A 25,413-nucleotide genomic window follows, 5' to 3' on the forward strand; every position below is an offset into this window, starting at 1 on the left:
AACCGTTCCGGTCTACAACGTATGGGGCAAGTTCCACATGGCGAATGAAGAACGGCTTCGGGACTACCTCAAGTGGGTCACCGCGGACCTGCATGAGACCCGTCGGCGCCTGCAGGAGCTGGAATCGCAGCAGCAGGAGCCGGTCGCAATCGTCGGGATGAGCTGCCGCTTCCCCGGGGGTGTGAGCTCGCCGGAGGAATTCTGGCGACTGCTGCACAGCGGAGAAGACGCCATCTCCGAGTGGCCGCAGGACCGTGGCTGGGATGCCGATGCGTTGTACGACCCGGAGGCGGACGGGTCGGGCACGAGCTACTCGTGCAAGGGCGGCTTCGTCTACGAGGCCACCGAGTTCGACCCCGGCTTCTTCGGGATTTCACCGCGCGAAGCGCTCGCGATGGACCCGCAGCAGCGACTGCTGCTCGAAGCGTCCTGGGAGGCCTTCGAAGGCGCCGGAATCGATCCCCTCGGGCTGCGGGGAAGCCGCAGCGGCATTTTCGTCGGCGCCAGCGGCCAGGAATACGGCGCCGGCCTGCGCGATATTCCCGACGACGTCCGTGGCCACCTCCTGACGGGTAACTCGACCTCGGTGGTGTCGGGTCGGGTCGCGTACACACTGGGGCTGGAAGGCCCGGCGGTGACCGTGGACACGGCCTGCTCCTCCTCCCTGGTCGCGCTGCATCTGGCGGCACAGGCCCTCCGGTCCGGCGAATGCACGCTCGCCCTGGCGGGCGGCGTGACGGTGATGGCCACCCCGGGTGCGTTCATCGAATTCAGCCGGCAGCGCGGCCTGGCTGCCGATGGCCGGTGCAAGGCCTTCGCGGAGGCGGCGGACGGCACGGGATGGGCCGAGGGCGTCGGCATGCTGGTGCTGGAGCGCCTCTCGGATGCCCGGCGCAACGGCCACCGGGTGCTGGCGGTCGTCCGCGGCACCGCCGTGAACCAGGACGGCGCCTCCAACGGCCTGACCGCGCCGAACGGTCCCTCGCAGCAGCGGGTGATCCGGCAGGCCCTCGGGGCGGCCGGCCTGTCGCCCGCCGACGTGGACGCCGTCGAGGCGCATGGCACCGGTACGTCCCTGGGCGACCCGATCGAGGCGCAGGCGCTGCTGGCGACGTACGGTCAGGACCGCGACGAGGACCGGCCGTTGTGGCTGGGTTCGGTGAAGTCGAACATCGGGCACACGCAGGCGGCCGCGGGTGCGGCGGGCGTCATCAAGATGGTGCTGGCGCTCCAGCACGGCATCCTTCCGCGGACCCTGCACGTCGATGAGCCGTCGTCACATGTGGACTGGTCGGCGGGCAACGTGCGGCTGCTCACCGAGGCTGTCGGATGGCCGGAGAACGGGCGACCGGGACGGGCAGCGGTCTCCGCCTTCGGCGTCAGCGGCACCAACGCGCACGCGGTGATCGAGCAGGCACCCGAGCCGGAGCCCGTACCCGAAGAAGGTCAGAACGACGATACGGCCGCATCCGTTCACCTGCCGGTGGTGCCCTGGGTGCTCTCGGCGCGCAGTGACTCCGCCCTCCGTGCGCAGGCCCGAAGGCTGCTCGCGCACGTCGAGGCCCGGCCCGGTGACGACATACGGGACCTTGCCCGCTCGCTCGCCTCGACGCGCGCCGCACTGGAGGACCGTGCTGTCGTCCTCGGCAGCAGCCGCGCGGAACTGCTCGCGGCACTGGACGCCCTCGCCCGCGACGCGTACGCCGAAGGCATCGTGCGGGGGACTGCCCGGACCGGCGCCAAGACAGCTCTGCTGTTCGCGGGTCAGGGTTCCCAACGTCTGGGAATGGGACGGGAGTTGTATGAGGCGTTCGCGGTCTTCGCGGATGCGTTCGATGCGGTGTGTGCGTGCTTCGAGGGCGAGTTGGGGGCGCGGCTGCGGGACGTCGTGTTCGGCGACGATGACGATGTGGAGGCGCTGAATCGGACGGGGTTCACCCAGCCGGCGCTGTTCGCCGTTGAGGTGGCGCTGTTCCGGCTGGTGGAGTCCTTCGGCGTCCGGCCGGATTTCCTGGTGGGGCATTCCATCGGTGAGTTGGTGGCTGCGCATGTGGCGGGGGTGTTGTCGCTGGAGGACGCGTGCCGGCTGGTGGCGGCGCGTGGTCGGCTGATGCAGGCATTGCCGGCGGGTGGCGCGATGGTCGCCCTCCAGGCCACCGAGGCCGAGGTACTACCGCTGCTGGAGGGCCACGAACAGCGGGTGAGCATTGCCGCAGTGAACGGTCCGCAGTCGGTCGTGATCTCCGGCGAGGAATCCGCGGTGGCGGAGATCGCCGGGCATTTCGAGTCCGAGGGTCGGAAGGTGAAGCGCCTCCAGGTCAGCCACGCCTTCCACTCCCCGCTGATGGAGCCGATGCTCGACGAGTTCCGGTCGGTCGCCGAGAGTGTGGCGTACGCGGAGCCGCGTATCCCGGTGGTCTCGAACCTGACCGGCGAGCTCGCCACATCACAGGAGCTGACCTCCCCCGACTACTGGGTCCGGCACGTCCGCGAAGCCGTCCGCTTCGCCGACGGCATCCAGTGGCTCGCGGAGCACGAGGTCACCCGATACCTGGAAATCGGGCCCGACGGCACGCTCACCGCGATGGCGCAGGCGTGTGGGGAGGGCGCTGAGCAGGTGGCGGTCCCCGTACTGCGAAGGGACCGGTCCGAGGCGCAGCACGTGGTGACGGCGCTTGCGCAGCTGCATGCCCACGGCGTGGTACTCGACTGGGCTGCGCTGCTGCCCGGGACGCGGCCCGTAGACCTGCCGACCTATCCCTTTCAGCGTCAGCGCTACTGGCTGGCTGCCACGGCGTCCGAGGCCGACGGCGTCGCGGCCCCCGCGTTGGACGGAGCCGACGCGGAACTCTGGGACGCGATCGAGCGCGGTGACTCGGCGGCGCTGGCCGGGGAGCTCGCGATCGCTGGTGATGCCTCGTGGGACGAGGCGCTGACTGCGCTGTCGTCGTGGCGGCGGCAGCGGCGCGAGCGGTCGGTGGTGGACGGCTGGCGCTATCGGGTGGAGTGGAAGCCGCTCGCCGCGCGGTCCGGTGCGATGCCGGACGGTCGCTGGCTCGCGGTGGTGGCGGCCGGGGACGCGTACGCCGAGGCCGTGGTGGAGGGGCTGGCGGCGTGTGGTGTGCAGCTTGAGCGGGTGGAGTGTGCCGCCGGGGAGACGGACCGGGGTCTGCTCGCCGCGCGGGTGCGTGAGGTGGCCGGTGCGGAGCCGGTCGCCGGCGTGCTGGCCCTGGGTGCCGCGGACGCGGTGCGTACTGCGGTGCTGGTGCAGGCCTTGGGCGACGCCGGTGTCGACGGGCGTCTGTGGGTGGTGACGCAGGGGGCCGTCGCGATCGGTCGGGCGGATGGTGGCCCCGATCCGGTCCGGGCTGCCGTGTGGGGCGTGGGCCGGGTGGCGGCGCTGGAGTTCCCGGACCGTTGGGGCGGTCTGGTGGACCTGCCGGAGGCCGTGGACGGCAGGGCGCTCGACCGACTGGTGGGTGTGCTGGCGGATGGCTCTGAGGACCAGGTGGCGGTGCGGGCGTCCGGGGTCTTCGGGCGCAGGCTGGTGCACGCTCCCGCTCCCGCAGGGGACAGCACCGCCGACGGTTGGCAGCCGCGCGGCACGGTGCTGATCACGGGTGGTACGGGCGCGTTGGGTGCCCGTGTGGCGCGTTGGGCGGCCGAGCGCGGTGCCGACCATGTGCTCCTCACCAGCCGACGGGGCCCGGACGCTCCCGGTGCCCCGGAGCTGGAGGCGGAGCTGTCCGCCCTCGGAGTACGAGTGACCGTGGCGGCCTGCGATGTCGCAGATCCGGACGCGGTCGAGGCACTCTTCTCCGCACACCACGTCGACGCCGTCTTCCACGCGGCCGGCGTACTCGACGACGGCGTACTCGACGCCCTCACGCCCGCGCGGTTCGCCGCCGTCATGCAGGCCAAGGCCGTCTCGGCCCGCAACCTGCACGAGGCGACCCGCGGTCGTGACCTGTCGGCCTTCGTCCTGTTCTCCTCCTTCGCGGGCGCCATCGGCGCCGCCGGCCAGGCCAACTACGCCGCTGCCAACGCCTACTTGGATGCCCTGGCCGAGTGGCGAGCGGCCGAAGGACTGCCCGCGACCTCCCTCGCCTGGGGGCCGTGGGGCGCGATCGGCATGGCGAGCGACGCCTCGATGGCCGAGCGCATGCGTCGGGGCGGAGTGTCCCCGCTGCGGCCGGACCTCGCCGTCGACGCCATGGAGAACGCGATCCGCTCCGGCACGCCCGGACTGGTGATCGCCGACATCACCTGGGCGGACTTCCGTTCCGGCTTCGCCACGGTGCGCCCGAGCCCGCTGATCGGTGATCTTCCGGAGATCCGTACCGCGATCGAGCGCGCCGACGGGACGGGCGGCGAGGACCACCGCTCCGACCTGCACCGACAGCTTGCAGGGCTGGAGCCGGCCGAACAGGAACGCGTACTCACCGACCTCGTCCGGTCGTACGCCGCCGGGGTGCTGCATTACGCGGGCACCGCCGACGTACCGCCGAACCGGCCCTTCCGGGACCTCGGTGTCGACTCGCTGATCGCCGTGGAACTGCGTAACGCGCTGAGCCTGGCGTGCGGCATCACACTGAGCGCGACCGTGGTCTTCGACTATCCGACGCCGACGGCATTGGCCGGCTTTCTGCGCACCCGGATCGCGCCGGCTCATGAGGACGTCGAGCAGCCGGTGGCCCCCTCCGCAGTCGACGGCGACCCCCTTGTCATTGTGGGGATGAGCTGCCGCTTCCCGGGCGGCGTCGACTCCCCGGAATCCTTCTGGAAGCTGCTGTCGGACGGCGCGGACGCCGTCGGAGCGTTCCCGGCCGACCGAGGCTGGGACCTGGATGCGGTCTACGATCCCGACCCGGAACACTCGGGAACCACGTACGTCAATGTCGGTGGCTTCCTGAAGAACGTGGACCGCTTCGAACCCGCCTTCTTCGGCATGAGTCCCCGGGAAGCGGTGGCAACCGATCCGCAGCAGCGACTGCTGCTCGAAGTGTCCTGGGAGGCGCTGGAGCGCGCCGGCATCGATCCGCACTCCGTGCGGGGCAGCCGGGCCGGCGTCTTCGTAGGCACGAACGGCCAGGACTACCCGGCACTACTGGCCCATTCCCCGGACGATTTCGACGGCTATATCGGTACCGGAAACGCCGCGAGCGTGGTGTCCGGACGAGTCGCCTACGCCCTCGGCCTGGAGGGCCCGGCGGTGACCGTGGACACGGCGTGCTCCTCGTCCCTGGTGGCGCTGCACTGGGCCGCACAGGCCCTGCGCTCCGGCGAGTGCGATATGGCGCTGGTGGGCGGCGTGACGGTGATGTCCACGCCCGGAGCCTTCGTGGAGTTCAGCCGGCAGCGCGGGCTCGCCCCCGACGGCCGGTGCAAGGCGTTCGCAGCGGGCGCCGACGGCACCGGCTGGGGTGAAGGCGTAGGAATGCTGCTCGTGGAACGACTGTCGGACGCCCGGCGGAACGGCCACCGCGTACTGGCCGTCGTCGCCGGATCCGCGGTGAACCAGGACGGTGCGTCGAACGGTTTGACGGCACCCAACGGCCCCTCCCAGCAGCGGGTGATCCGGCAGGCACTTGCGAGCGCCGGCCTGACGCCCTCGGACGTGGACGCGGTCGAGGCGCACGGCACCGGGACGTCGCTGGGTGACCCGATCGAGGCGCAGGCGCTGCTGGCGACGTACGGTCAGGGCCGGGACGAGGACCGGCCGTTGTGGCTGGGTTCGGTGAAGTCGAATATCGGGCACACCCAGGCCGCCGCGGGTGTCGCCGGTGTCATCAAGATGGTGCTGGCGCTCCAGCACGGCGTCCTGCCGCAGACCCTGCACGTGGATGCGCCCTCGCCCCACGTGGACTGGTCGGAGGGCAACATACGGCTGCTCACGGAGCCGGTCGCCTGGCCGCTCGACGAGGAAGCAGCGGGCCACGTCTGCCGGGCAGGCGTGTCCTCGTTCGGCATCAGCGGCACCAACGCCCATGTGGTCCTGGAACGCGCCCCCGAACCGCCGCCCACCACCGAGGCCCCCGGGGCCGCACCGGAACGCCCGTCCGTCACACCGCTGGTGCTCTCCGCACGTACCGAGCCCGCCCTCCGCGCGCAGGCTGCTCGGCTGCGCGCGGCCTACGCGGACGACCCCGAATTGGACCTGGCGGACCTGGGCTTCTCCCTCGCCACGACCCGCTCCGTACGCTTCGACCACCGCGCGGTGGTTCTGGCGGACGACCCGGCATCGGCACTCCACCGACTGACCGCGCTCGCCGATGACCACAGGACGCCCGGTGTCATCCGTGGTTCCCAGACCGAGGGCCGGCTGGCGCTGCTGTTCGCGGGGCAGGGCGCGCAGCGGTTGGGGATGGGTCGGGAGTTGTATGACGCGTTCCCGGTCTTCGCGGATGCGTTTGATGCGGTGTGTGCGTACTTCGATGGTGAGTTGTCGACCCCGTTGCGGGGTGTGGTGTTCGGCGAGGATGCGGAGAGGCTGAATCGGACGGGGTTCACTCAGCCGGCGTTGTTTGCGGTGGAGGTGGCGCTGTTCCGGTTGGTCGAGTCCTTCGGCGTACGGCCGGAATTCCTGGTGGGGCATTCCATCGGCGAGTTGGTGGCCGCGCATGTGGCGGGGGTGTTGTCGCTGGAGGATGCGTGCCGGCTGGTGGCTGCCCGTGGCCGGTTGATGCAGGACTTGCCGTCCGGTGGCGCCATGGTCTCGATCCAGGCGTCGGAGTCCGAGGTATTGCCGCTGCTGGAGGGCCAGGAGCAGCGGGTGAGTATTGCGGCGGTGAACGGTCCGCAGTCGGTTGTGATCTCTGGTGAGGAATCCGCGGTGGCGGAGATCGCCGGGCGTTTCGAGTCCGAGGGTCGGAAGGTGAAGCGGCTCCAGGTGAGTCATGCCTTCCATTCGCCGCTGATGGAGCCGATGCTCGACGAGTTCCGGTCGGTCGCCGAGAGTGTGGCGTACGCGGAGCCGCGTATCCCGGTGGTCTCGAACCTGACCGGCGAGCTCGCTACGTCACATGAGTTGACGTCCCCCGCCTACTGGGTGCGGCACGTCCGCGATGCCGTCCGTTTCGCCGACGGCATCCGCTGGCTGGCGGAGCACGAGGTCACCCGGTTCCTGGAGATCGGCCCGGACGGCACCCTGATCGCCATGGCGCAGGGTTGCCTCTCGGCACCTGATGTGTCGCTGTTTCCCGCGATGCGCAAGGACCGCTCCGAGACCGAGGCCCTGCTGACCGCGGTATCGCAGGCGTTCGTGCTCGGCATGGATGTGGACTGGCGTACGTGCTTCCCCGCCGCCCGGCGGGTGGATCTGCCCACGTACGCGTTCCAGCGCGAACGCTTCTGGCCGATTCCTGCACCTGCCTCCGACCCGAGTGGGAACTGGCGCTATCGGGTGGAGTGGAAGCCGCTTGTGGCGCCGTCGGGTGGGGTACTGGGCGGTCGTTGGCTTGCGGTGGTGGCGGCCGGGGACGCGTATGCCGAGGCCGTGGTGGAGGGGTTGGCGGCGTGTGGGGTGCCGCTTGAGCGGGTGGAGTGTGTCGCGGGGGAGGTGGACCGGGGGCTGTTGGCCGAGCGTTTGGCTGAGGTGGCTGGTGAGGGACCGGTCGCTGGGGTGTTGGTGGTGGGTTCGGCGGATGTGGTGCGTACTGCTGTGGTGGTGCAGGCGTTGGGGGATGCGGGTGTCGGCGGGCGTGTGTGGGTGGTGACCCAGGGGGCCGTCGCGGTCGGTCGGTCGGATGGTGGTCTCGATCCGGCGGCGGCTGCCGTGTGGGGTCTGGGTCGGGTTGCGGCTTTGGAGTTGCCGGATCGTTGGGGCGGTCTGGTGGATCTTCCGGAGTCGGTGGACCGTAGGGCGCTCGACCGCCTGGTGGGTGTGCTGGCGGATGGCTCTGAGGATCAGGTGGCGGTGCGGGCGTCCGGGGTGTTCGGGCGCAGGCTGGTGCGCGCTCCGGCTCCCGCCGGTGAGACGGCTGATGGTTGGCAGCCGCGGGGGACGGTGCTGATCACGGGTGGGACCGGCGTGTTGGGTGGGCGTGTGGCGCGTTGGGTGGCCGAGCGTGGTGCCGAGCATGTGGTCCTGACGAGTCGCCGGGGCTTGGAGGCTCCTGGTGCTTCGGAGTTGGAGGCGGAGCTGTCCGCCCTCGGGGTACGAGTGACGGTGGCGGCTTGCGATGTCGCTGATCGGGATGCGGTCGAGGAGCTGTTGTCCGGGTGTGTGGTGGACGCGGTCGTTCACGCGGCGGGTGTGGTGGATTCCGTGTCGCTGGGCGAGGCGGACGGGGGTCATTTCGCTGAAGTGATGGAGGCGAAGGTTTCCGGTGCCGTGGTGCTGGATGAGGTATTGCGTGATCGGGAGTTGGACGCGTTTGTGGTGTTTTCCTCGATTGCTGGTGTGTGGGGGAGTGGCGGTCAGGGCGCGTATGCGGCGGGGAACGCGTTTGTGGAGGGTCTGGTCGAGGCGCGTCGTGCGCGGGGTGCGGTGGGTTGTTCGGTTGCGTGGGGTCCGTGGGCCGGTGGCGGGATGGCTGGTGTGGAGGGCGCGGAGGAGCATCTGCTGCGGCGTGGTTTGAGGGCGCTCGATCCGGTCCTCGCGGTCTGCGCGTTGGAGGCGGTTGTTGGTGCGGGTGAGGGTTCGGTGGTGGTGGCGGATGTGGAGTGGGAGCGGTTTGCTCCGGCGTTCACCAGCGCCCGTCCGAGTCCGTTGCTGGAGGATCTGCCGGAGGTGCGGGCGGCGTTGGCTGTCGGTGCCGGCGGTGGGGGTTCCGGTGTGGTGCGGGAGCGGTTGGCGGGGTTGTCGGGTGTGGAGCGGGAGCGGGCGCTGCTGGAGTTGGTGCGTACGCATGCCGCAGCAGTCCTCGGCTACGGCAAGTCCGCTGACCTCGAAAGCGGCGTCACGTTCCGGGACTTGGGCTTCGACTCGCTCACCGCGGTCGAGCTGCGGAACGGCCTGAACGCGGAGACCGGCCTTCGGCTTCCCGCCACCTTGGTCTTCGACTATCCGACGCCGACCGACTTGGCGTGTTTCCTGGACGGTGAGCTGTTCGGGACCGCGGCGGACGTGGTGTCCGGTCTGCCGGTGCCGGCGTCCACCTCGGACGATCCGGTGGTCATCGTCGGGATGAGCTGCCGTCTTCCCGGTGGGGTGGCCAGTCCCGAGGACCTGTGGCGGCTGGTGGCCGGAGCCGAGGACGCGATCTCCGGATTTCCGACGGACCGTGGCTGGGACCTCGATTCCCTCTTCGGGAACGACGCCGACCAGTCAGGTGCGAGTCGGACACGTGCGGGCGGATTCCTGCACGATGCGACCGAGTTCGATCCGGCGTTCTTCGGTATCAGCCCACGTGAAGCGGTGGCGATCGACCCGCAGCAGCGACTGCTGCTGGAGACCTCCTGGGAAGCCCTCGAACGCTCGGGCGTCAGCCCCACTTCGGTCAAGGGCAGCCGTACCGGCGTCTTCGTCGGTGCCAGCAGCTCGGGCTACGGGGCCGGACTGCGGGAGGCTCCGGAAGGGCTCGGGGGACACCTGCTCACCGGTAGCTCGGGCGCTGTGGTGTCGGGCCGGGTGTCGTATGCGCTGGGTCTTGAGGGGCCGGCGGTCACGGTGGACACGGCGTGCTCGTCGTCGCTGGTCGCCTTGCATCTGGCCGCGCAGTCCCTGCGCTCGGGCGAATGCGATCTCGCCCTCGCCGGTGGTGTGACGGTCATGGGAAACCCCGGAGCCTTCGTCGAGTTCAGCCTTCAGGGCGGCCTGGCTGCTGATGGTCGGTGCAAGGCGTTTTCGGATGCTGCTGATGGCACCGGTTGGGCTGAGGGCGCCGGTGTGCTGGTGGTGGAGCGGCTCTCGGATGCCCGGCGCAACGGTCATCGGGTGCTGGCGGTCGTACGCGGCTCCGCCGTGAACCAGGACGGCGCCTCCAACGGTCTGACCGCGCCGAACGGTCCCTCGCAGCAGCGGGTGATCCGGCAGGCGCTGGCGGGTGCGGGGCTGTCGCCGTCGGATGTGGACGTGGTCGAGGCGCACGGCACCGGTACGTCCCTGGGCGATCCGATCGAGGCGCAGGCGCTGCTGGCGACGTATGGCCAGGGCCGGGATGAGGACCGGCCGTTGTGGCTGGGTTCGGTGAAGTCGAACATCGGGCACACGCAGGCGGCCGCGGGTGCGGCGGGCGTCATCAAGATGGTGCTGGCGCTCCAGCACGGCATCCTGCCGCGGACCCTGCATGCCGAGGAGCCGTCGTCACATGTGGACTGGTCGGCGGGCAACGTGCGGCTGCTCACCGAGGCTGTCGGATGGCCGGAGAGCGGCCGACCGGGGCGGGCGGCTGTCTCTGCCTTCGGCGTCAGTGGGACCAACGCGCATGTGGTGATCGAGCAGGCTCCGGTGGAGCAAGCTTCGGAAGCCGGGCCGTTGGGTGTGGTCGGGGGTGTGGTGCCGTGGGTGGTGTCCGCGCGGAGTCGGGAGGGGTTGCGGGCGCAGGCGCAGCGGTTGTTGGCGCATGTGGAGGCGCGGCCCGAGCTCGGCGCGCCGGAAGTGGGGTTTGCGCTGGCCACGACGCGTTCGGCGTTTGAACACCGGGCCGTCGTCCTCGGCACCGAGCGCGCCGAACTCCTCGAAGGCCTGACCGCCGTCGCAGAGGGAAATGCCGCGGTCGGTGCAGTAACCGGTGCGGTGGATGCAGGAGGTCGGCTGGCGCTGCTCTTCACGGGGCAGGGTGCGCAGCGGTTGGGGATGGGTCGGGAGTTGTATGACGCGTTCCCGGTCTTCGCGGATGCGTTTGATGCGGTGTGTGCGCACTTCGATGGTGAGTTGGCAACGCCGTTGCGGGACGTGGTGTTCGGCGAGGATGCGGAGAGGCTGAATCAGACCGGTTTCACTCAGCCGGCGTTGTTCGCGGTGGAGGTGGCGCTGTTCCGGCTGGTGGAGTCCTTCGGTGTGCGGCCGGACTTCCTGGTGGGGCATTCCATTGGCGAGTTGGTGGCTGCGCATGTGGCGGGTGTCCTGTCGCTGGAGGATGCGTGCCGACTGGTGGCGGCGCGCGGGCGGCTGATGCAGGCGTTGCCGGCGGGTGGCGCGATGGTCGCTCTCCAGGCCGCCGAGGATGAGGTATTGCCGCTGCTGGTGGGCCAAGAGCGGCGGGTGAGTATTGCCGCGGTGAACGGTCCGCAGTCGGTTGTGATCTCCGGTGAGGAATCCGCGGTGGCGGAGATCGCCGGGCATTTCGAGTCCGAGGGTCGGAAGGTGAAGCGCCTCCAGGTCAGCCACGCCTTCCACTCCCCGCTCATGGAGCCGATGCTCGACGAGTTCCGGTCGGTCGCCGAAAGCCTGGCGTACGCGGAGCCCCGTATCCCGGTGGTCTCGAACCTGACCGGCGAGCTCGCCACATCACAGGAGCTGACCTCCCCCGCCTACTGGGTCCGGCACGTCCGCGAAGCCGTCCGCTTCGCCGACGGTGTCCGCTGGCTGGCGGAGCACGAGGTCAGCCGGTACCTGGAGATCGGGCCGGACGGCACCCTGACCGCCATGGCGCAGGGATGCCTCGACACCGACGCGGACGCGGACCATGTCCTCATCCCTGCTCTGCGCGGCGATGACCGTGGCGAGGTGTCCGCGCTGCTGACTGCCGCCGGCCGAGCGTTCGCCCACGGCACCGCCATCGACTGGCAGGCATTCTTCACCGCCACTGTCACCGCTCCTGCCCCCACCGCCGTCGACCTCCCCACCTACGCCTTCCAACACCAGCGCTACTGGCTTGAGATACCGTCCACCACGGCAGACGCCTCATCGATCGGCCTTGCCGCGGCCGAGCACCCGCTGCTGGGTGCGACGGTGGCCCTGGCCGGTGGCCATGAGGTGGTGCTGACCGGGCGTCTCTCGCCCCGGACGCAGCCGTGGCTTGCCGAGCACCGGATTGCGGGCGCGATCGTCCTACCGAGCACCGCACTCCTGGAGCTGGCGGTGCGCGCAGGGGATGAGGTCGGCTGCTCGCACATCAGGGAACTCGCCCTTGAGACACCGCTGGTGCTCGCCGAGGACGGTGCCGTACAGCTGCAACTCCGCATCGAGGACCCGGATGCCTCCGGTGACCGGGCGCTCGGTGTGTACGCGCGTCCCGCGGCGGCCCCGGCCGATGCGCCGTGGACGCGGCATGCGAGCGGCGTCCTGGCGGAGAGCGGGCTCTCGGAGAGCTTCGACTTCGCGGAGTGGCCTCCTGCCGGCGCGGAGCCCGTGGACATCGACGACCTGTACGACGGGCTGGCGGCGGCCGGGTTCGACTACGGTCCGGCCTTCCGCGGTGTGCGCGCCGTTTGGCAGGGCGCCGACGGTGTGTACGCCGAGGCCGAACTGCCGGAGTCCGCGGCCGAGGGATTCGCCCTCCATCCGGCGCTGTTGGACGCGGCGCTCCATCCGCTCGGTCTCGGCCTGCTGGACGGTGTGGCGACAGAGGCCGTGCTGTTCGCATGGAGCGGCGCCGCCCTGCAGGCGACCGGCGCGACCTCGCTCCGCATCCGACTGACCCGCCGCGGGCCTGACGAGGTGTCCCTCCAGGCAGCTGACGGCTCCGGGCAGCCGGTGCTCGCGGTCGAGTCGATGCTGATGCGCAAGACCGGCGAGCTGCGGGACGACCGGACGCCTTCGCTGCCGGCTTCGCTGCTCCGTCTCGACTGGGCACCGATCGCCGTGGAACGTGCCATGGAGTCGGACACCGGCGAGGACGCGGCAGCGGATGCCGATGCGCCGCGGCTGACCGTAGTGGGGAGCGACCGGCTGGGCTTGGCCGAGGCGCTGGGCACGTACGCCGTCGAGGCTGCGGAGGCTGCCGACTCCACGACGGACGGAACGGTGCTCGTGACCGGTGTCGCCACCGCGGCCGAAGCACACACCGTGCTCAGCGCGCTCGGCGAACGGCTGGAGCAGGAGCCGGCGGCCCGTCTGGTGTTCGTCACCCGAGGCGCCATCGCCCTCGGTGACGACGCTCCGGACGCCGAGGCCGCCGCCCTCCGGGAAGAGCTCCGCGCGGTCCAGGCCGCACACCCGGGCCGGATCGTGCTCGTGGACGTCGATGACGACCCCGACTCCCTCCGTGTGCTGCCCGCCGCGCTCGCCACGGACGAGCCCGAGATGGCCGTCCGCGGGGGCGAGGTGTCGGCGGCCCGGCTGGTGCGGTGCGCATCGACCGCCGCCACTGCGCTGGAGGTGGCGCCCGGAGGAACGGTCCTGGTCACCGGACCGTTCGCCGAGCAGGTCGCCGCTGCCCTTGTGCTTGAGGCGCAAGTGGAGACCGTCGCGTACCAGGACCAGGACGGGGACCAGGACCAGGACGGGGAAGGCGACCCGAGGCCGGGCCCCGATGGCCTGGAGGCGGCCATTGCCGCGATCCAAGCGACCGAACGCCCCCTCACCGCCGTAGTCCACACCGCCGACCTCGATCAGCCCCGCGACGTCGACACGGCACGGCGCCTCGATGACCTGACCCGCGGGACCGACGAGGACGGCGCTCCGTCCGCCTTCGTCCTCATGGGCATCGGCTCGGCCGGCGCCCCGTCCTGCGGGCACCTGGCCGCGCTCGCCCACCGCCGTGCCGCCGCCGGCCTGCCGGCCCTGGCGCTGCTCCCGCCGTCCGGCGCCGGCACCCCGGGGCTTTCCGCGGTGTCGGTGGAGGAGAGTGCGGCGCTGCTGGGCGCCGCCCAGGCCACGGGCCGAACCGTGCTGCTTCCCGCCCGGGTGGACCGCGCCGCACTGCGCGGCTCCTCGGCCCAACTGCCGCCGATTCTCACCGCGTTGGCGCAGGGCTCCGGACGGCGGATCGCCACACGTGCGCAGGCGACCGCGGTCTCCGGCCTGGCGCGCCGGCTCGCCGGGAAGGGGGCGGCCGAACGCGGCCGCGTGCTGCTGACTCTCGTCCGTACCCAGATCGCCCACGTCCTCGGCTACGCCGGGCCCGACGAGGTGGAGCCCTCGCGGAGCTTCACCGATCTCGGGTTCACCTCCCTCACCGCCGTCGAGCTGCGCAACCAGCTCAGGGAAGCGACGGGCATGGCCCTGCCCGCCACGCTCGTGTTCGACTACCCGACCCCGGTGGCACTCGCCCGCTACCTGGACGGTGAACTCACGGGAGAGACAGGCGACTTGGCGCCCACGCCGACCGGTGTGCCCGTCGACGACGACCCGGTCGTCATCGTCGGGATGAGCTGCCGCTACCCGGGCGGTATCCGTACCCCCGAGGAGCTGTGGGAGCTGGTCGCCGCGGGCGGCGACGGGATCTCCCCGTTCCCGGCCGACCGGGGCTGGGACCTCGACAGCCTGTACCACCCGGACCCGGACCACCCGGGCACGTGCTACACCCGCGAAGGCGGCTTCCTGCACGACGCCAGCCACTTCGACCCGGGCTTCTTCGGCATCAGCCCCCGCGAGGCGCTGTCGATGGACCCGCAGCAGCGGCTGCTCCTCGAAGCGTCCTGGGAGGCCCTGGAGCGCTCCGGAATCGACCCCGCCGCCGCACGCGGCACCCTCACCGGCGTCTTCGCGGGCGTCACCTATCAGGACTACATCGGCATCCTCGGCGGGGCGGAGGAGAGCTTCGAGGGGTACGTCGGCACCGGTAACTCGCCCAGCGTGCTGTCGGGGCGGATCGCCTACACCCTCGGCCTCGAAGGGCCGGCGGTCAGCGTCGACACCGCCTGTTCGTCGTCCCTGGTCGCCCTGCATCTGGCCGTCCAGTCGCTCCGTCAGGGGGAGTGCGATCTCGCGCTCGCGGGCGGTGTGACGGTGATGTCCACCCCCGGCTCGCTCATCGAGTTCAGCCGGCAGCGGGCGCTCGCCGAGGACGGCCGGTGCAAGCCGTTCTCGGCCGACGCCGACGGCGCCAGCTGGGCCGAGGGTGTCGGCATGGTGGCCGTCGAGCGGCTGTCCGACGCCCGGCGCAACGGGCATCCCGTCCTGGCCGTCATCCGTGGCAGCGCCCTCAACCAGGATGGTGCCTCCAACGGCCTCACCGCGCCCAACGGCCCGTCCCAGCAGCGCGTCATCCGCCGGGCACTGGCCGCCGCCGGACTCGGCCCCCGGCAGGTCGACGCCGTCGAGGCACACGGCACCGGGACCACCCTCGGCGACCCGATCGAGGCGCAGGCCCTGATCGCGGCCTACGGGCAGGACCGGGACGAGGACCGTCCGCTGTGGCTCGGCTCGCTCAAGTCGAACATCGGGCACAGCCAGGCCGCGGCCGGCGTGGGCGGCGTCATCAAGATGGTGATGGCGCTGCGCAACGGGCTGCTGCCCAGGACGCTGCACGCCGAGGAGCCCAGCCCGCACGTCGACTGGACGGCAGGCCACGTACGGCTGCTCAACGAGGCCGTCACCTGGCCGGACGCGGACGAGCCCCGCCGGGCCGGCGTCTCCTCGTTCGGCATGAGCGGCACCAACGCGCACGTCATCGTCGAGGAGGCACCCCGGCAGCCGGCGCAGCGGAACGCCCCGGCACAGACCGCCCTCCCCGTCGTGCCGGTGCCCTTGTCGGCGCGCACCGCGGAAGCACTGCGCGACCAGGCCGCACGGCTGCGCTCCCACCTGCTCGCCCGGCCCGCCGAGGGCGACCTCACCGGTCTCGGCTTCTCGCTCGCCACGACACGCTCCGCATTCGAGCACCGGGCGGTGCTCGTCGCGGCCGACCGGGAGGACCTCGACCGCGGCCTGCGCGAGATCGCCGAGGGCGCGATGGTCTCCGACGTGCCCCGGGGCGTCGCCCGTGACGGCAGTGCCCGCCCCGTCCTGGTCTTCCCCGGCCAGGGCAGCCAGTGGGCCGGCATGGCACGCGAACTGCTCGACACTTCACCGGTGTTCGCCGACCGGCTGGCCGCCTGCGAACGCGCCCTCGACCCCTTCGTCGACTGGTCGCTGACGGCTGTCCTGCGCGGCGACGCCGACGCACCGGACCTCGAACGGGTCGACGTCATCCAGCCCGCACTGTGGGCCGTCATGGTGTCGCTCGCCGAACTGTGGCGCTCCTACGGAGTCGAGCCCGACGCGGTCGTCGGGCACAGCCAGGGCGAGATCGCCGCCGCCTGTGTCGCCGGGGCGCTGACCCTGGACGACGGGGCGCGGGTGGTGGCCCTGCGCAGCCGGGCCCTGACCGCCATCACGGGAAGCGGCGGCATGATGTCCGTCCAGCTGCCCGCCGAAGCGGTGCGCGAGCGCATCGAGCCGTGGGGCGAGCGGCTGTCCGTCGCCGCCGTGAACGGCCCCGCCTCCGTCGTGGTCTCCGGTGCCGCGGACGCGCTCGACGAGCTGTTCGCCGCACTGACCGCGGACGGTGTGCAGGCCCGCAAGGTGTCCGTCGACTACGGCTCCCACTCGGCACAGGTCGAGCCGGTGCGGACCCAGGTCCTCGACGCCCTCGACGGCATCAGCCCGGCCGAAGCCACCATCCCGTTCTTCTCCACCGTCACCGGCCGGTGGCAGGACACCACCGGCCTCGACCCCGACTACTGGTACACGAACCTGCGGCAGACCGTACGGTTCGAGGACGCCATCCGCGGTCTGGTGGCCGCCGGACACCGCGCCTTCATCGAGGTCAGCCCGCACCCCGTGCTGTCCGGCGGCATCCGCGACTGCGTGGACGCGCTCGGCACGGACGCCGCCGTGCTCGGCACTCTGCGACGGGACGCGGGCGGCCTCGGCCGGCTCCTCACCTCCCTCGCCGAAGCACACGCCCAGGGCGTGGCCGTCGACTGGACCGCCGTTTTCGCGGGCACCGGCGCACACCGCGTCGACCTGCCGACGTACGCCTTCCAGCGGGCGCGGTACTGGCCCCAGGCACGCGAACTGGCCGCCGCCGGCAGCGAGGACGGCCCGCTGTCCGACGCCGTCGAAGCGAAGTTCTGGGAGAGCGTCGAACAGGAAGACCTCCAGGCGCTGACCGACGCGCTCAACCTGGACGGCACCGAGCCGCTGAGCGCCGTACTGCCCGCGCTGTCGTCGTGGCGCAGGAACAGCCGCGAGAAGTCCACCGTCGACAGCTGGCGCTACGCCGTGCGCTGGACACCACTCGCCGAGCGCACCGCCGCCGCCCTGCACGGCACCTGGCTGCTGGTCGCCCCGGCGGCGGAACCCGCCAACGGCCAGGTGGCCGCGGTGCAGGACGCGCTCACCGCACACGGCGCCCGGGTACGCCTCGTCGACCTGGCTCCCGAGGACGGCTCCAGCCGCGAGCGGACCACCGGCCGGCTGCGCGAGGCGCTCGCCGACGACGACATCACCGGCGTCCTCTCGCTGCTCCCGCTGGACGAGCGCGCCCACCCCGACCACCCCGCCGTGCCCCTCGGCCTGTCCGGGACGCTGGCCCTGCTCCAGGCGCTCGGCGATCTCGGCATCGAGGCGCCCCTGTGGTGCGGGACCCGCGGGGCGGTCGCCATCGGCCGGTCCGAGTCCGTCACCCACGTCCACCAGGCCCTGGTCTGGGGCATGGGCCGGGTCGCCGCCCTGGAACACTCCGATCGCTGGGGCGGCCTCCTCGACCTGCCCGAGACGCTCGACAAGCGGGCCGCGGACCGCCTCTGCGCCCTGCTCGCCGGCCCGGACGGCGAGGACCAGATCGCCCTGCGCGGCTCCGGAGCCTACGGCCGCCGCCTGGTACGCGCCCCCCTGGCCGGCACACCGGCACAGCGCACCTGGCGGCCCCGCGGCACCGTACTCGTCACCGGCGGCACCGGAGCCGTCGGCGGCCACATCGCCCGCTGGCTGGCCCGCGAAGGCGCCGAGCACCTGCTGCTCACCAGCCGCCGCGGCGCCGACGCGCCGGGCGCAGCAGAACTCGAAGCCGAACTCACCGCGCTCGGCTCCCGCGTCACCTTCGCCGCCTGCGACGTCGCCGACCGTGAAGCGCTGCGCGACCTGCTGGCCACCGTCCCCGAGCAGTACCCGCTCGATGCGGTCATGCATGTCGCGGGCTCCCTGGACGACGGTGTGCTCGACTCCCTCGACCCCGGCCGCATGGACACCGTGCTGCGCGCCAAGGTCACCGCGGCGCTCAACCTCCACGAGCTGACCCGCGACCGGGACCTGTCCGCGTTCGTGCTGTTCTCCTCCACCTCCGGCACCATCAGCGGCCCGGGCCTGGGCAACTACGCCCCCGGCAACGCCTTCCTCGACGCACTCGCCGACCGGCGCCGCGCCGACGGGCTCCCCGCCACCGCCGTCGCCTGGGGCCACTGGTCCGGAGACGGCATGGGCGAGGGCGCCGTCGGCGAGCGGCTCCGGCGCTACGGCGTCTACGACATGCAGCCCGAGCTGGCCTGCGGCGCGCTCCGGCAGGCCCTCGACCACGACGAGACCTACGTCTCCGTCACCGACCTCGGCTGGGACAAGTTCACGCCCGCCTTCACCGCCTCCCGGCCCAGCGCCCTGCTGCGCGACCTCCCCGACGCCCAACGCGTCCTGGAGACGGCACAGGAGAGCGACGACACCGGGTCCGACGCCGGCAAGCTGCTCCAGCACCTCGCCGGACTCTCCGAGTCCGAACGCGCCGCCATGGTCCTGGACGTGGTCCGCAGCTATGTCGCCACCGTCCTCGGCTACGCCGGCCCCTCCGCCGTCGACCCCGAACGCGCCTTCAGCGACCTCGGATTCGACTCGCTCAGCGCCGTCGAGCTGCGCAACGGCATGAACGGCATCACCGGTCTGCGGCTGCCCGCGACTCTCGTCTTCGACTACCCCACCTGCGCGGTACTCGCGGACTTCCTGCTCGCCGAACTGTCCGACACGGCAGCCGACGAAGGGGCGGCCACGGCGCCGGCCGTCGCGCCGGCGGGACAGCCGGAGCACGACGAACCGGTGGCGATTGTGGCGATGAGTTGTCGGTTCCCGGGTGGGGTGGGGTCGCCGGAGGAGTTGTGGGGGTTGTTGGTGGGGGGTGGGGATGGTGTGGTGCCGTTCCCGGTGGATCGTGGTTGGGATGTTGCGGGGTTGTATGACCCGGAGCCGGGTGTGCCGGGGAAGGTGTCGACGCGTGAGGGTGGGTTTTTGCCGGGGGTTGATGAGTTCGATCCGGCGTTCTTTGGGATTTCGCCGCGTGAGGCGGTGGCGATGGATCCGCAGCAGCGACTGCTACTCGAAGCGTCGTGGGAGGCGTTTGAGCGGGCGGGGATTGTTCCTGGGTCGTTGCGGGGTTCTCGTACGGGGGTGTTTGCGGGGACGAATGGTCAGGATTACACGGGGTTGTTGGTGGCGTCGGGTGAGGAGGATTTGGGGGGTTATATCGGTACGGGTAATGCGGCGAGTGTGGTGTCGGGGCGGTTGTCGTACACGTTTGGTCTTGAGGGTCCTGCGGTGACGGTGGATACGGCGTGTTCGGCGTCGTTGGTGGCGTTGCATTTGGCGGTGCAGTCGTTGCGTGCGGGTGAGTGTGATTTGGCGTTGGCGGGTGGTGTGACGGTGATGTCGACGCCGGGGTTGTTTGTGGATTTCAGTCGGCAGCGGGGGTTGGCTGCTGATGGTCGGTGTAAGGCGTTTTCGGATGCTGCGGATGGTGCGGGGTTTTCTGAGGGTGTGGGTGTGTTGGTGGTGGAGCGGTTGTCGGATGCGCGGCGGAATGGGCATCGGGTGCTCGCTGTCGTACGCGGCAGCGCTGTGAATCAGGACGGTGCGTCCAACGGTCTGACCGCCCCCAACGGCCCCTCGCAGCAGCGGGTGATTCGGCAGGCGCTGGCCGGTGCGGGACTCTCGCCCTCCGACGTGGATGTGGTCGAGGCGCACGGGACGGGGACGTCGCTGGGTGATCCGATCGAGGCGCAGGCGTTGCTTGCGACGTATGGCCAGGGCCGGGATGAGGACCGGCCGTTGTGGCTGGGTTCGGTGAAGTCGAATATCGGGCATACGCAGGCGGCTGCGGGTGTGGCGGGTGTCATCAAGATGGTGCTGGCGTTGCAGCACGGTGTGCTGCCGCAGACGCTGCACGTCAATGAGCCGTCGTCGCATGTGGATTGGTCGGCGGGCGACGTGCGGTTGCTGACGGAGTCGGTGGAGTGGCCCGAGACGGATCGGCCGCGGCGGGCGGGTGTGTCCTCGTTCGGCATCAGCGGCACCAACGCCCACACGATCCTGGAGGAAGCCCCGTCCAAGGACGTTGCCGCGCCCGTGGCGTCCGAGGAGTCGCCCGTACTCGCGGACGACGCCGATGCTGCTGACGCTGCCGAGGACGACCGGACGGCAGCGGAAGCCGCCCCTTCCCCCTGGGTGATCACCGGCAAGACCAGGTCCGCGCTCCGGGCCCAGGCCGCCCGGCTGCTCGCGCATGTGGAGACATTCCCGGCCCTGCGGACGGTCGATGTGGGGCTGTCGCTGGCCACCACCCGGTCGGTCATGGAACACCGCGCCGTGGTCCTCGGCGCGCACCGGAACGAGCTGCTCCGCGGCCTGGCCGCCATAGCGGCCGACGAATCCGCTCCGAACGCCGTCACCGGAGCCGCAAAGGCCGACGGCCGACTGGCCCTGCTGTTCACCGGGCAGGGCGCACAACGGTCGGGAATGGGCCGGGAGTTGTACGACGCGTTTCCGGTCTTCGCGGACGCCTTTGATTCCGTCTGCGCGCACTTCGACAGTGAATTGGCCTCGCCGCTGCGGGGTGTGGTCTTCGGTGAGACCGAGGACGCGGATACGGATGCGGATGCGGATGCGGAGAGGCTGAACCAGACCGGATTCACCCAGCCGGCGTTGTTCGCGGTGGAGGTGGCGCTGTTCCGGCTCGTCGAGTCCTTCGGTGTGCGCCCCGACTATCTGGTGGGCCATTCCATTGGTGAGTTGGTGGCTGCGCATGTGGCGGGGGTGTTGTCGCTGGAGGATGTGTGTCGTCTGGTGGCGGCGCGCGGCCGGCTGATGCAGGCGTTGCCGGCGGGCGGCGCGATGGTCGCCCTTCAGGCCGCCGAGGATGAGATATTGCCGCTACTGGAGGGCCACGAACAGCGGGTGAGCATTGCCGCGGTGAACGGCCCGCAGTCGGTCGTGATAGCCGGTGAGGAATCCGCGGTGGCGGAGATCGCGGGGCATTTCGAGTCCGAGGGCCGGAAGGTGAAGCGCCTCCAGGTCAGCCACGCCTTCCACTCCCCGCTCATGGAGCCGATGCTCGACGAGTTCCGGTCGGTCGCCGAGAGTGTGGCGTACGCGGAGCCCCGTATCCCGGTGGTCTCGAATGTGACCGGGGCGCTCGGCACGGCGGAAGAATTGACCTCTCCCGAATACTGGGTGCGGCACGTCCGCGATGCCGTCCGCTTCGCCGACGGCATCCAGTGGCTGGCGGAGCACGAGGTCACCCGATTCCTGGAGATCGGGCCGGACGGCACCCTGACCGCCATGGCACAGGGATGCCTCGACACCGACGCGGCCGCCGACCCTCTCCTCGTCCCCGCCCTCCGCAAGGACCGTCCGGAGGCCACCGGGCTCCTCACCGCCCTCGCCCAGGTGTTTGCCGCCGGTACCCCGCTGACCTGGGAGGCCGCCTTCGCGGGCGGCGATGCCCGCCGCGTCGGTCTGCCGACCTATGCGTTCCAGCGGCACCGCTACTGGCCCAGGCCGCCCCTCATGCCGACCGGCGACATCAGTTCGGCGGGTCTCGGATCGGCGGACCACCCGCTGCTCGGCGCGGCGGTCGAGGTGGCCGGTTCCGACGCCTTCCTCTTCACCGGAAGGCTGTCGCTGCACACCCACCCGTGGCTCGCCGACCATGCGGTGACCGGGAGCGTCCTGTTCCCCGGCACGGGCTTCCTCGAACTGGCCGTCCGCGCGGCCGACGAGGTGGGCTGCGACCGCGTGGACGAGTTCACCATCGCCGCGCCGCTCGTCCTGCCCGAGCGCGGGGCGGTACAACTACAGCTCGCGGTGGAGTCGCCGGACGAGGCCGGGCGGCGGACGTTGAACCTGTACTCCCGGCCGGAGGACGACGCCGCCGAGCAGGCGTGGGTGCTCAATGCCAGCGGCGTGGTGTCCACCGGAGCGGCAGCGGCCCCGGACGAGCCGTACGACTTCACCGTCTGGCCTCCGCGCGACGCGGACGCCACCTCGGTCGACGACTTCTACGGTCGCTTCGCCGAGGCCGGGTTCGCCTACGGTCCGGTCTTCCGGGGGCTCACGGCCGTCTGGCAGCGCGGCGATGAGATCTTCGCCGAGGTCGGACTGCCGGCCGAGCACGACGGGCTGGCCGGCGCGTTCGGTCTGCATCCCGCGCTGCTCGACTCCGCGCTGCACGCGATGATGTTCGTGTCCATGGAGGACGTCGGCCGCGGCCGGCTGCCGTTCTCCTGGAACGGCGTTTCCCTGAAGGCCGCCGGCGCCACCGCCCTCCGGGTCCGTCTGGTGCAGTCCGGACCCGAGTCCGTCTCTCTCGAACTGGCCGACCCCACCGGAGGTGCCGTCGCCTCCATCGAGTCGCTGACGCTCCGTCAGGTATCTGGTGAGCAGATGAGTGGCAGCGCGCCGTACCACGACGCGCTGTTCCAGGTGGACTGGGTCACCGCGCCGACGCCTCCCGTGCAGGACGAGGAACAGTGGGCGGTCGTCGGGAACATGGCGCTGGCCGTGGCCCTGGACGGCACCGCCGTACGGGTGGAGGCGACGGACAGCCTGAGTGAGCTGGCCGACGAGGTGCCTCCCGTGGTTCTCGTCAGCTCCACCAGGACGGACGACCCGGCCGACGCGGTCGCCGGGACGCACACCGTCGCCCACGACGCGCTCGCACTGCTCCAGAAGTGGCTGGCGGACGAGCGCTTCGCCGCCTCCCGTCTGGTCCTGCTCACGCAGGGCGCCGTGAGTACCTCGGACGCGGACCACCCGGACCCGGCGCAGGCCGCCGTCTGGGGCCTGGTACGGGCCGCCGGGGTGGAGAACCCGGGCCGGTTCACGCTCATCGACCTCGACGGAACGGCGGAGTCGACCGCCGCCGTGCCCGGCGCACTGGCGAGCGGAGAGCCCGAGGCCGCGGTCCGCGCCGGAGTGGTGCACGTACCGCGGCTGGCCCGGGTCGCGTCCGCCGACGCGCTGCGCCGGCCCGACACGGACGGGGACGCCTGGCGGCTGGACATCGCCGACAAGGGCACCCTGGAAAATCTGCGGCTGGCCGAATGCCCGGATGTGGCAACCGAGTTGGGGGCCGGACAGGTCCGCATCGGGGTGCGTGCGGCAGGCGTCAACTTCCGTGATGTGCTCAACGCGCTGGGGATGTACCCCGGCGAGGCCGGCGCACTCGGCAGTGAGGGCGCCGGGGTGGTCCTGGAGGTCGGTCCCGGAGTGCAGGACCTGCAGCCCGGTGACCGGGTGATGGGTATGTTCTTCGGTGCCTTCGGCCCCCTCGCGGTGGCCGACCGCCGACTGCTGGCCCGCATCCCCGAGGGGTGGTCGTTCGCGCAGGCGGCCTCGGTTCCCGTGGTGTTCCTGACGGCGTACTACGCGCTGGTGGAACTGGGCGAAGTACAGGCGGGCGAGTCGGTGCTGGTGCACTCCGCCGCCGGCGGCGTCGGCATGGCCGCGGTGCAGCTGGCGCGGCACCTGGGCGCGGAGGTGTTCGGCACCGCGAGCCCGGGGAAGTGGGAGACCCTGCGGAATTCGGGTCTGGACGAGGCGCATATCGCGTCCTCGCGCGATCTGGACTTCGAGCGGTCGTTCCTGGCAGAGACCGGTGGCCGGGGCGTGGACGTGGTCCTGGATTCCCTGGCGCGGGAGTTCGTGGACGCCTCACTGCGGCTGCTGCCGCGGGGCGGGCGGTTCCTGGAGATGGGCAAGACCGATGTCCGCGATGCGCAGGAGATCGCGGCCGCGCATACGGATGTCCGGTACCGGGCTTTCGACCTGTGGGAGGCCGGTCCCGAGCGGATCGGGGAGATGCTGACCGCACTCCTCGACCTCTTCGAGCAGGGCGCCCTGCAGCCGTTGCCGGTCACGGCCTGGGACGTGCGCAGAGCGCCGGAGGCCTTCCGGTACCTCAGCCAGGCCCGGCATGTCGGCAAGGTCGTGCTGACCGTGCCGGCTCCCCTCGACCCCCGGGGCACGGCGCTGGTGACCGGTGGTACGGGCGGGCTGGGCGCGCTGGTGGCCCGGCATCTGGTGGCCGCGCACGGAGTGCGCCACCTCCTCCTGGCCAGCCGGCGCGGCGAGCAGACTCCGGGCGTCGAGGCGCTGCGCGACGAACTGGCCGCCCTCGGTGCCGAGGTCACCGTCGCCGCCTGCGACAGCGCCGACCGCGAGGCGTTGCGGGGGCTGCTGGACTCCGTACCGAAGCAGCACCCGCTCACCGCGGTCGTGCACACGGCCGGGGTGCTGGACGACGGCGTGCTGTCCTCGCTCACGCCGGAGCGGCTGGACAAGGTGTTCGCGCCGAAGGCGGACGCGGTGAGTCACCTGGACGAGCTGACCCGGGACGAGGACCTGGCCGCGTTCGTGGTCTTCTCTTCGGTGGCCGGGACGTTCGGCAGTGCCGGCCAGGCCAACTACGCGGCCGCGAACGCCTTCGTGGACGCGCTGGCCCGCCGGCGCAGCGGACTGGGGCTTCCCGCACAGTCGCTGGCCTGGGGCGCCTGGGCTCCCGGCGTCGGCATGACCGGCGAGCTGAGCGAGGCCGATCTCCAGCGCATGGCGCGCGGCGGCATGCTTCCGCTCACCCCGGAACAGGGGCTCGGTCTGCTCGACACCGCACGGGACCTGGCCCGTCCCCTGCTGCTGCCGATGAACCTCGATACGGCGCCGCTGCGTGCGCACCCCGAGGCCGTACCGCCGCTGCTGCGCGGCCTGGTCCGGGCACCCGCCCGCCGCCAGACCGCGACCTCCGCCGCGGCGAAGGGAACGCAGGCACCGCAGGATCTCGCGGAGCGACTGGCCGCGCTGCCTGCGGCGGACCGCGAACAGTATCTGCTCGACCTGGTCTGCACCCAGGTGGCCCTCGTCCTCGGACACGGATCCGCCGAGGACATCGAGCCCGACCAGGCCTTCAAGGAGCTGGGCTTCGACTCGCTGACGGCGGTGGAACTCCGTAACCACCTCAACGCGGCGACCCAGCTCAGGCTGCCCGCCACCCTCGTCTTCGACTACCCGACGCCGCTCGTTCTGGTCCGCCATGTCCTGGACGAGATCGACCTGCCCGAGACCTCGGGTGCGCAGCCGATCCTCGGCGAGCTCACCCGGCTGGCGGCAGCGCTGGCCGGGGCCACGGTCGGCGACGAGGAACGGGCCGAGATCACCGACCGGCTGCGGGCGCTGACCGAGCTTTGGCAGGGCGGCGGCACGCAGGAGCAAGGCGCGGATCCGTGCACGGAAACCGATGAGGACGACGGCGAGCTGGCCTCGGCATCGACCGCCGGCGAACTCTTCGACCTCATCGACAAGGAACTGGGAACGTCGTGACCGGACGCGGGGAACCGCTCGGCTTTGTT

General features: G+C 71.4%; 1 protein-coding gene. It reads left to right on the forward strand.

Annotated features, from left to right (window positions below; genetic code table 11):
• Nucleotides 1–37 precede the first annotated feature (37 nt).
• Nucleotides 38–25,384: a type I polyketide synthase gene (locus BKA18_RS36080; protein ID WP_429638755.1), complete on the forward strand. Its 25,347-nt coding sequence runs from the start codon at nt 38–40 to the stop codon at nt 25,382–25,384.
• The last annotated feature ends 29 nt before the right edge of the window (nt 25,385–25,413 follow it).

It is taken from the genome of Streptomyces auratus, assembly GCF_050433025.1.
Lineage (GTDB): Bacteria > Actinomycetota > Actinomycetes > Streptomycetales > Streptomycetaceae > Streptomyces > Streptomyces sioyaensis.